General features: G+C 46.0%; 9 protein-coding genes. 3 read left to right on the forward strand and 6 right to left on the reverse strand.

The annotated features are described in order from the left end of the window. Nucleotides 1-479: 479 nt before the first annotated feature. The 6 genes from fre to trxA all read right to left on the reverse strand — a co-directional run bounded on the left by fre (nt 480) and on the right by trxA (nt 6300). Nucleotides 480-1193 (reverse strand): NAD(P)H-flavin reductase, encoded by a 714-nt coding sequence (gene fre, locus IQR33_RS05850; RefSeq protein WP_005382872.1) that lies wholly within the window; start codon nt 1191-1193, stop codon nt 480-482. Nucleotides 1194-1207: 14 nt separating this feature from the next. Next, a complete protein-coding gene (locus tag IQR33_RS05855; protein WP_009696789.1) occupies nt 1208-1477 on the reverse strand; it encodes a 2Fe-2S iron-sulfur cluster-binding protein in 270 nt (89 codons plus the stop codon). Then, entirely contained in the window at nt 1474-3327 is a 1854-nt protein-coding gene (ubiD, locus tag IQR33_RS05860) for a 4-hydroxy-3-polyprenylbenzoate decarboxylase (RefSeq protein WP_054577388.1), read from the reverse strand. Before ubiD ends, IQR33_RS05855 begins: the two co-directional genes overlap by 4 nt. Nucleotides 3328-3418: 91 nt before the next feature. Next, complete coding sequence (locus IQR33_RS05865) at nt 3419-4411, reverse strand: hypothetical protein (protein ID WP_005378756.1); 993 nt, start codon at nt 4409-4411, stop codon at nt 3419-3421. 106 nt (nt 4412-4517) lie between these two features. Further along, complete coding sequence (rho, locus tag IQR33_RS05870; protein WP_005378757.1) at nt 4518-5777, reverse strand: transcription termination factor Rho; 1260 nt, start codon at nt 5775-5777, stop codon at nt 4518-4520. A 196-nt stretch (nt 5778-5973) separates the two neighbouring features. Then, nucleotides 5974-6300, reverse strand: coding sequence for a thioredoxin TrxA (trxA, locus tag IQR33_RS05875; protein WP_004745500.1), 327 nt, complete (start codon nt 6298-6300; stop codon nt 5974-5976). A gap of 111 nt (nt 6301-6411) precedes the next feature. On the opposite strand from trxA, the gene rhlB reads away from it, so the two are divergent. The 3 genes from rhlB to IQR33_RS05890 form a co-directional block, all read left to right on the forward strand. Continuing rightward, entirely contained in the window at nt 6412-7731 is a 1320-nt protein-coding gene (gene rhlB / locus IQR33_RS05880) for an ATP-dependent RNA helicase RhlB (RefSeq protein ID WP_005378764.1), read from the forward strand. 20 nt (nt 7732-7751) lie between these two features. Beyond that, the gene (gppA, locus tag IQR33_RS05885; protein ID WP_005382885.1) at nt 7752-9245 is read left to right on the forward strand and encodes a guanosine-5'-triphosphate,3'-diphosphate diphosphatase; all 1494 of its coding nucleotides are present in this window, start codon (nt 7752-7754) and stop codon (nt 9243-9245) included. A 172-nt stretch (nt 9246-9417) separates the two neighbouring features. Next, a partial coding sequence (locus IQR33_RS05890) for a sugar nucleotide-binding protein (RefSeq protein WP_193843586.1) occupies nt 9418-11005 on the forward strand: 1588 nt, incomplete at its 3' end.

Genomic DNA, 11005 nt, shown 5'->3' on the forward strand with positions numbered 1-11005 from the left:
TTCAATTTAAGATTTTGTCGGCTCAATGAATACTGAACATTACATAAGTAATGTTTGAATTGACTGTGCTGAATCTTTCGATTCAATGGTCACTTCGTTTCATTGAAACCTAATTTGATACCGAAGTATCGAATTGGATTATCATCAACGAGTGCCCACACAGATTGATAGGTCTATATTGTTAAAGAGCTTGCTTTGCGAGAAGTTTTTCTCTCAAAGCGGAGGTGCATTCTAACGAGATAATTGAGAGTGTCAAACACTTTTTTCAATTTTATTTTTCGTAGAAGCTTTCACCTCTCCGACCCTGCTGAAGCCTTATCGCGTCTGCCGTGTCGGTGGATGCGCATTATAGGGAACTCAGATCCGTTCGCAACCCTTTTTTGAAAAAAAATGGAAAAAAATGACTGTTCGATGACTATTTCATCAAAAAAGCAAAAAAGAGGGTAAAAAACCCTCTTTTTCTGCCTTAAAAGCCGTATTTAAATGAATGCGTACGCGTCTGCGAACATACGTTCGCTCTTCGCTTTCTTGTTCTGAGTGAACTGTTCACGTGCTGCGCCAGCCATTTCAAAACGACCTGCAATATAGATATCGTAGTTTTCTAAGCTTTCGAAATCTTCAGCTACAGCTTGTAGCACGTTACCAACTTTACCTTGCCAGTCTGCAGGAGCTTCTTCTACTACTGGCACAAAGTGAACATTGGCAAACTTGTCGGCAATCTCGACCAGTTCGTCTTTAGCATAAAGCTGGCAGTTATCGCGCGCCCCCCAATATAAATAGATAGGATTGGTTTTATTCTGCGCTACGCAGTGATCCAGAATCGAGCGAACGTAACTGAAGCCTGTACCACCAGCAATTAATAATAATGGGCGTTCGCTTTCTTCTTGAACCCAAGCATCGCCATGTGGCGCATCAATTTCAATCTGACCATCAGTTTCAAGCGCCGCTTGCATTGCTTCGACAACTTCTTGTGCATAAGCGTTGTGTTCCGCCGCACCGATGTGCAGTTCAAGTTCACCTTCATGACGACAAGGGCTGCTTGCGATAGAGAAAGGACGTTTGTCTTTTTCACCCATCACCACCATTAGGTACTGACCCGCTTTAAAAGGCACTGGTGATTCTGGATGAAGAAGGATTTGGTAAGTATTACAAGCTAACGGCTGAATAGACTTTACTTTACATTGGATGGTCATGGTGTTCCTCTCGCTTACTCGTCAAAAGTAAGCACTAAATTACTTTCTGTATAGGCTTGGCAAGGGAATATCCAACCTTGCTGTTGCTCTTTTTCGGTTAGCATAGGTTCGAGGTGATAGCTCACCTCGCCCGTTAGCTTTTTACACATGCACATGGCGCAAGCGCCAACTTGGCAACGGTGTGGGAAGCGAATATTGTTGTTGAGCGCAGCTTCCAACACCGTCTCCCCTTCTTTTACTTGGAATGTAACGTCCATTGGTAGAAGGTGGACTTGATGACTCATAGAATACCTAACTGGTCCCAAATCTCATCGACTTTAGCCACAAGTTTAGGATCTTTTTTGATAGGCGTACCCCACTCGCGCGTGACTTCAGATTCGAACTTGTTGGTCGCATCCAGTCCTAATTGGGATGAACTCTCAGTCTTACCAAGCACTTGAATCGTGTCTCTATCTGGGTCCATTCGAGTTGTCACCGCCCAAATGATGTCATTCCAATCTCGTGCATTAACGTCATCGTCGCACAAAATGATGAATTTGTTATCCGTGTACTGAGCAAAGAAGCCCCATAGATGTTCCATCAATTCTTGGGATTGACCAGCTTGGTCTTTCTTCATAGTCACGACAGCAAATTGGTTGTTTGCTGTAACTGGAAGATAGACGTCAACAATCTCAGGGCGTTGCTGTTTCAACTCATTCAGTTCTGCTTCGGTAATCGCTTTGCTGTCTCGCTCAGTGACCTCGGTTCGCGTCGCCAGCTCGGCATCCCATTTAATGGTCGCATCCAAGCCCATTTTGGAGCCAAGCCCAACCACTGGTGAAGCAAAGTCGAGCGAGTCGATTGGCGTGTTATCTATCATCAAGGTATCACGTACAGGATCCATATGCTCTGACATGGCTTTCACGACATCATTCCAATCTCGTGCGTTTACCGATTCATCGCACACAATAACAAACTTGGTATACATAAATTGACGTAAGAAAGACCACACGCCCATCATTACGCGCTTGGCATGTCCTGGGTACTGCTTCTTCATGGTGACGACGGCCATTCGGTACGAACAACCTTCTGGCGGAAGATAGAAGTCTTCAATCTCTGGGAATTGCTTTTGCAGAATAGGCACAAACACTTCGTTTAATGCCACACCCAATACAGCTGGTTCATCTGGCGGACGACCTGTGTAGGTGCTGTGATAAATAGGGTCTTTACGCATAGTAATGTGCGTAATAGTAAATACGTGGTGCTTTTCTTTTTCGTTATAGTAGCCAGTGTGGTCACCGTAAGGACCTTCATCAGCAAACTCGTTCGGGTCGATATAGCCTTCCATCACGATTTCCGCGCTCGCTGGCACTTCCAAATCGTTGCTGACTGACTTCACGACTTCCGTTTTGCTTCCACGTAGCAAACCTGCAAATGCGTATTCCGATAGCGTATCTGGCACTGGTGTTACTGCACCAAGAATGGTTGCTGGGTCTGCACCAAACGCGACCGAAACTGGGAAAGGTTTACCTGGGTTGGTTTCCATCCAATCGCGCAGATCAAGCGCACCACCACGATGGGCTAACCAACGCATGATGATTTTGTTCTTGGCAATTTTCTGCTGACGGTAAATGCCTAGGTTCTGACGTTTCTTACTTGGACCTTTGGTTACGGTTAAGCCCCAAGTAAGCAGCGGCGCTACATCTTCTGCCCAGCAGCTCATTACCGGAATTTTATCCAAGTCGACTTCATCACCTTGCCAAACAATGTCTTGGCATGGTGCTTTACGTAAACGCTTAGCCGGCATGTTCAATACTTGTTTGAACACAGGCAGTTTTTCTAAAGCGTCTTTGAAGCCTTTTGGTGGCTCAGGTTCTTTTAAATAAGCCAGCAGCTTACCGACTTCTCTTAATTCTTTAACATCTTCACGTCCCATACCGATTGCGACACGCTCTGGTGTACCAAACAGGTTAGTCAAAACAGGTACGTCGTAGCCGATTGGGTTCTCAAACAACAGCGCAGGTCCACCAGCACGCAAGGTGCGGTCGCTGATTTCTGTCATTTCATAAGCGGGATCGACAGGGTGAGTGATGCGTTTAAGTCGACCTTTCTGTTCTAGGTGGTCGATAAATTCGCGTAAATCCTTAAAACTCATAGGCCTTCATGCTGGCTGATTAAACTGTCCGCAGTATAACAAATAGGAGGACGCTAAGATCCTCCTATTTTGTGTGGGTATGTGAGCAAGATTACTTTAATACTTGTTCAATCTGCCGAGTCTTTATCTGATGGTTCGAAGATACTAACTCTTCCAACCAGGTTTGATGCCCTTGTTGAGCAAGCTCTCGAGCAACCATGGTTGCTTCTTCTGATAACGCCATTTTTCTAACTAGAAACTGCTTTACTTGCGGAGATAGAGGGTTAGATTTTGTAAGTAGACTAATAGCTTCTGGCTTGAGTGATGGGTTAACTGTGGCATTCATCAATTGCTGAATGGAAAAAACGTCTCCAACCGCAGCTAAACGCTCAAGTTCGGACTGGCTGTTGTAATCAGCTTTCATCCGCCAGAGTAAGTTGTACACTTCCTCATCCTGACTAACTTGTGCCAACCTGACTATCACGGCCGTCGATGGTAACCAACTGGTCACATTTGCTTTGGTTAACTGGGCCGTTAATGCAGCAAGCGCATTGGGTGATAAGCTGTCTAACTCTCGAATCAAAAGCGCTTCACGTGCTTGAGCTTGTTGAGATGGCCCTGTAAGCCATTGCTTTAAGTTAAGCTCTCTTCGTTCAGCTTGTAAGACAAAGTCCAAGGTACTTTGGTCTTGTTTCCAACGCTTAATCAAGCGACTCGCAATAACGGGAAAGTTAAAAGCGGGTACACTAAATTCATACCCATCACCTCGCTCTAACACTTGATAAGTCGGGGTCATACGGATCTGGGACTCAACAAACAGAGCCATTCGAGGCGTGAGAATCACATCTTGCTTTTCAAGCTTTTCCAATAATTGAAAGCGCACCACCTCTTGTTGAGGCAAAGCAAGTCTATCAAGGGCGAATTTAAGCGAGTCGACTTCATCTCTGACAGCGTAATCAAGCAGTTCAGAGACTTTAGTCTGTATTTGAGTATCCTGAAGCCACTGCTCTACTACAGACTCATGCATTTCCTTGGCAGATAATGTCGCAGGTAGAGTGATAAGTGACAAGCTCAGGAGTAATGACGACAACATTCCTTGTTGCATGTTAACCTCCCGATAACATTTCCTTCATTCTGATACTTCTATCGGGAGAAAGCAATAAAAAAGCCACCGATATACGGTGGCTTTTCGCAGAATGACTTATTTGAGACTATTGACGACGCATCGCATCGAAGAACTCATCGTTGGTCTTCGTCATCGCTAGCTTATCGATTAGGAATTCCATTGCGTCGATTTCGCCCATTGGGTGAACGATCTTACGCAGAATCCACATCTTCTGTAGTTCGTCAGTCTTCGTCAGTAGCTCTTCACGACGTGTACCTGAGCGGTTAAAGTCAATCGCAGGGAATACACGCTTCTCAGCAATCTTACGGTTCAAGTGCAGTTCCATGTTACCTGTACCCTTGAACTCTTCGTAGATAACTTCATCCATTTTAGAACCAGTATCTACTAGTGCCGTTGCGATGATAGTTAGGCTGCCGCCTTCTTCTACGTTACGTGCAGCACCGAAGAAACGCTTAGGACGATGTAATGCGTTTGCATCCACACCACCTGTTAGTACTTTACCTGATGAAGGCACTACGGTGTTGTAAGCACGAGCTAGGCGAGTGATAGAGTCAAGCAAGATAACCACGTCTTTCTTATGTTCAACAAGACGTTTTGCCTTCTCGATTACCATTTCCGCTACTTGTACGTGACGAGATGCTGGCTCATCGAAAGTCGACGCAACCACTTCACCTTTAACTAGGCGCTGCATCTCAGTTACTTCTTCTGGACGTTCGTCGATAAGAAGAACCATCAACTCACACTCTGGGTGGTTGTACGCGATGCTTTGCGCGATGTTTTGCAGAAGCATTGTTTTACCCGCTTTAGGCGGAGCAACAATCAGACCACGTTGACCTTTACCGATTGGCGATGCCAAGTCTAAAACACGTGCTGTAATGTCTTCTGTTGAACCGTTACCACGCTCCATCACCATGCGCTCATTCGCATGTAGAGGGGTAAGGTTTTCAAATAGGATCTTGTTACGGGCGTTGTCTGGTTTATCGTCGTTAACGGTATTGACTTTTAGAAGGGCAAAATAACGTTCACCGTCTTTTGGTGGACGAATTTTACCAGCGATAGAGTCACCAGTACGTAGGTTAAAGCGACGAATCTGACTTGGTGATACGTAGATATCGTCCGGACCCGCAAGGTATGAACTATCTGCACTGCGTAGGAAACCAAAGCCGTCTTGCAGAATTTCCAGAACCCCATCGCCAAAGATGTCTTCGCCGCCTTTCGCGTGCGCTTTTAAAATCGCGAAGATGATGTCTTGTTTTCTTAAGCGAGCTAGGTTCTCTAATCCTAAGCTTTCGCCCAGTTTTACAAGGTCAGACACAGGTCTGTTCTTCAGTTCGGTAAGGTTCATGGTGGTGGATTCTTGTTTAGTCAAAATAAGATCTGTTTTCTAGTTAAGATGGATTTGGTCTCAGGATCGACCAAGAAGAGAAATTTGTTCAATTAACGCGCGATAAGTTAGCACTAATTAGTATTCTAGTCCAGAGTTAGAAAAACAAAACCGTGCATTGTAACTTTGCACGGTTTTATCTGTAATCACTTGGTGATTATAAGTTTGCGTCTAGGAACTCTTTCAGTTGAGTTTTAGACAGAGCACCTACTTTCGTTGCCGCTACGTTACCATCTTTAAATAGTAATAGCGTTGGAATGCCGCGAATACCAAACTTAGGTGGTGTACCTGCGTTATGGTCGATGTTTAGTTTACCGATAGTGAGTTTGCCTTCGTACTCGTCTGCGATTTCGTCCAAAATAGGAGCGATCATTTTACAAGGACCACACCATTCTGCCCAAAAATCCACTAGAACCGGGCCTGCAGCGTTGATTACATCGTTTTCAAAACCGTCATCAGTTAGCTGCAAAATCTTATCACTCATCTTCCACTCCAATGTGTTTTTCGAAACTGGTTGGATGATAACCAGTAATTAGATGCCCTATTGGAATGTATTTACTTTCGTATTGCAAGCTTTAGCTGATATTCTATAGCCATGAAAAAGACGCATATCACAGAGCAAAAGTTCGCCGATTTGGGCTTAAAGCCCCAAGTTATTGAAGGATTGGACAAAAAAGGGTTCGAATTTTGTACCCCTATCCAAGCCTTGGCGTTGCCGGTCCTGCTCACCGGCCAAGACATCGCAGGCCAGGCCCAAACGGGTACTGGTAAAACGCTCGCGTTTCTTACTGCTACGTTCAACCACCTTCTGACGACTCCGGAACATGAAGGTCGTAAGCCTACACAGCCACGCGCAATTATTATGGCGCCTACACGTGAGCTCGCTATTCAGATTTACAATGATGCAGAATCATTAACTGAAAGCACAGGTCTAAAAACCGCTCTAGCTTACGGTGGTGAAAGCTACGACAAGCAACTTGCGAAACTGCAAGACGGCGTAGATATTCTGATCGGAACAACAGGCCGTATCATCGATTTCTACAAACAGCGCGTATTTAACCTCAACAACATTCAAGCTGTTGTTCTGGACGAAGCCGACCGCATGTTCGATCTTGGCTTTATTAAAGACATTCGCTTCTTGTTCCGTCGTATGCCTGAGCCAAAAGAGCGTTTGAACATGCTGTTCTCAGCTACGCTTTCTTACCGCGTTCAAGAACTGGCATTCGAACACATGAATACTCCTGAGCATGTCGTTGTCGAACCAGAACAAAAAACTGGCCACCGTATCCAGGAAGAGCTTTTCTATCCTTCGAATGAAGACAAAATGGCGCTGCTTCAAACACTAATTGAAGAAGAGTGGCCAGATCGCGCTATCATTTTTGCCAATACCAAGCATAAGTGTGAATCGGTTTGGGGTCATTTGGCTGCCGATGGACACCGTGTAGGCCTTCTTACTGGCGATGTACCGCAGAAGAAGCGTGAGAAGATTCTTGAGCAATTCACCAAAGGTGATGTCGACATCTTAGTTGCAACTGACGTTGCAGCGCGTGGTTTGCATATTCCTCAGGTAACGCACGTTTTCAACTACGACCTTCCTGACGACTGTGAAGATTATGTTCACCGTATTGGCCGTACTGGTCGCGCTGGTGCGAGCGGTCATTCGATCAGTTTTGCTTGTGAAGAGTACGCGGTTAACCTACCAGCAATCGAAGAATACATTGAGCATACAATCCCAGTTTCAGAGTACGATTCGTCGGCACTGATTCAAGATCTACCGGCTCCGATTCGTATGCGTGCACCACGCAACCAACAGCGCCGCACGAATACTGGCGGTACCCGCTCTGGTTCTGGTAACCGTAAGCCGCAGGGACGTCGTCCACGCCAACCGCGTCAATCGGCACCAAAACAATCGTAATAGGAAACTGAGTTCGTTTTATGAGTCAAGCAGGATCATCACCGCTATATGCCGCCATCGACCTCGGGTCGAACAGTTTTCACATGCTCGTTGTGCGTCACATCGATGGCAGCGTTCAAACAATGGCTAAAATTAAGCGCAAAGTTCGTCTAGCAGCGGGCTTAGATGAACATAATTCTCTTAGTATGGAAGCTATGCAGCGAGGATGGGACTGCTTAAGTCTATTTGCGGAACGCTTGCAGGACATTCCTAAACAAAACATTCGCATCGTCGGTACTGCAACATTACGTACCGCGACCAATGTAGATGTGTTTTTAGAAAAGGCTAACCAAATTCTAGGCCAGCCTATCGAAGTGATTACTGGTGAAGAAGAAGCAGCCACTATCTATAAAGGTGTCGCTCACACCTCTGGCGGTAGTGGTCGTCGCCTTGTAGTCGATATCGGTGGAGCAAGTACCGAACTGATTATCGGTGAAGGTTTCGAAGCCAAAGCACTGACCAGCTTAAAAATGGGCTGCGTGACTTGGCTTGAAAACTTCTTTAAAGATCGTCAATTGAATGCTCGTAACTTTGACGCGGCAATTGAAGGAGCGAAACAGACCATTCAGCCGATTTTAGAACGTTATACAGAAATTGGTTGGGATGTGTGTGTTGGTGCATCAGGCACTGTTCAGGCATTGCAAGAGATAATGCTGGCGCAAGGCATGGACGAAGTAATCACTCACTCCAAACTCAAGCGTCTACAGAAGCAAGCCATGTTGGCCGACCATTTAGAAGAGCTCGATATTGAAGGCTTAACACTTGAGCGGGCATTAGTGTTCCCTAGTGGCCTCTCTATTTTGATTGCCGTTTTTGAATTGCTTGAAATCGATGCTATGACACTCGCTGGCGGCGCACTACGCGAGGGCTTAGTGTATGAGATGGTTGAAGAGCTTCGCCAAGAAGACATTCGTGCCCGCACTATCGCTAGCGTACAAAATCGCTATCAGCTCGATCACCAATACGGCGAACAAGTCGCTACTCTGGCACACACGCTTTTACAGCAAGCTGGGGGCGATGAGTGGATTACAGAGCCTCAGGGCAAGATATTACTCGAGACCGCCGCAAAACTGCATGAAATTGGTTTAACTATCGATTTCAAAAAAGGCGGAGAGCATAGTGCTTACTTGCTGCAGAATTTGGATCTGCCTGGTTACACGCGCGCGCAGAAGTTCTTTATTGGTGAAGTGGCTCGTCGCTATCGCGAACAGCTCACTTCTTTACCTGAGCAGCATGCATTATCAGGCTCAAGTGCCAAACGAGTATTGAGACTGTTGCGTCTTGCGGTTCTACTCAGCCATCGTCGCAATCCTGATCTAGAGCCAAATGTGACTCTAACGGTTGAAGGCGACAATCTAACGTTACACATTGATGCGCAATGGCTAGAGAAAAACCCACTGACTGCGGCTGAGTTGGAAATTGAATCCAACCGTCAGACAGACATCGGCTGGCCATTAAATATCGTAGCAAAATAAGCGAATATCACTGCCTTACAATACTAAAGCCCAGGCGTTCGCTTGGGTTTTTTTGCTTCTACTTCCCCTACAAAACGTGCTGCCCAGCAAAAATCTCAGCTTCTCCGCTCTACATCGAAAAACAGCCATGCTTTATTGATAAGCACGATTTAGCCAACCAAGATGCACCATAATGAAAACCGTTTTAATGACTGGCTTAACTGGCACCCTCGCCCCTAAAGTTGCTCATCAGTTCCACCTCCGTGGCTGGAACGTATTGGAATGGAATCACCACCAAATCCCACCAGATGATCCACAGCAAAGTGAGCAATTTTGGCAACAGCACCACATTGATGCGGTGTGCCACATGGCGATGGGGAGTGAAGCGTGGGCAGCGTGGCTTGGTGAGCACTGCAAACAGCGCAACATTCCTTATCTTTTTGTCAGTACAGCAATGGTATTTGATGCCACAAAAAATGGGCCTTATGGCATCTTTGAAGAAAGAAACACCCAAGATGAATACGGCAAATACAAAGTTCGTTGTGAAGATGCAATCTGGCAAGCAAATCCAGATGCGATGATTGCTCGAATTGGTTGGCAGCTCCATCACCAAGCAGAAGGCAATAACATGTTGGCGCATCTCGACCGCCAATATGAAGAGAACGGCGTTATTACCGCTAGTACAGTTTGGTATCCCGCGACTTCTCATATGGACGATACTGCACTCGCCTTTTTGCAGCTTATTGAGCGGAACGAAGCAGGTTTATACCATTTTGATAGCAACTTAAAGGATAAGTGGAATTTCTACGAACTCGTTTGTGCACTCAAGCAGCATTACAACAAGCCATGGCAAGTGCTGCCAAGCAATGATTATCACCATGACCAACGTCTAACAGATGAACGAATTGCCTTGCCGCCATTGAGTGAACGTTTCAACAAGCCAGAGCAAATCAAACAAGCTGGCATCATAGGAATCAACTGGGGACGCACGCACATTCCCCACTATCGAAACAATGGTGTATCGGTCACAACGTTATGCGCCAACCAAATAGAACCGCTTCAGCAAGCGTGCAGTGAGGAAGCAATCCTAAAGGTAGAAACGAACATCAGCGCACTCAAACAACTCGATGTCGTGACCATCGCGACACCTGCGCATACTCATGCAGAGATCATAAAGACGTTAGGTTCAACCAAGCTGATTTGTGAAAAGCCATTGGTGGGATTGAATTCCGACATCACTCACTGGCAGCAACCGAACTCCAACCTATTGGTTAATTACGCCTTTGCTCAGCTAGAGACCGCCAAGACGATAGAGAAATGGCTCACCTCGCAAACCCAACCTTGTGTGGTCAATCTAATCACCCAAGTTAACCTACCGGGCACCTTCACACTCAAAGAGTGGTTTCTTGAAACAGCCAGTCACCCTATTTCTTGGTTGCTGCACTGCTTCGGAGACTACTCTCAGTCAACACTGATTGAGGAAAACGGCCAACTGATCGTTGAGCTGCAATGTGGCGACCACCAGCTAAGATTTGTATTTGAATTAACCGGTGAGCCGGGCATCGAGCACATTTTAACGATTCAATCCAACCAGACCTTAACCAGTAAAGGCTACTACCGTGTCGGCGAAAAATGGCGTTTCGAGCCCATTCTCGTTAATGGCAACGCGATAAATGATGGAGAGTACAGCGAATCTGATTGCTGGCAGGACGCCAATCAACGCAGTGTCGGTTTGATGCTGGCGATGTTCAATCAAAGCATCAGTTGGGAGAACGGCCTGC

Source organism: Vibrio sp. OPT46, from assembly GCF_015163535.1.
GTDB classification, from domain to species: domain Bacteria; phylum Pseudomonadota; class Gammaproteobacteria; order Enterobacterales; family Vibrionaceae; genus Vibrio; species Vibrio alginolyticus.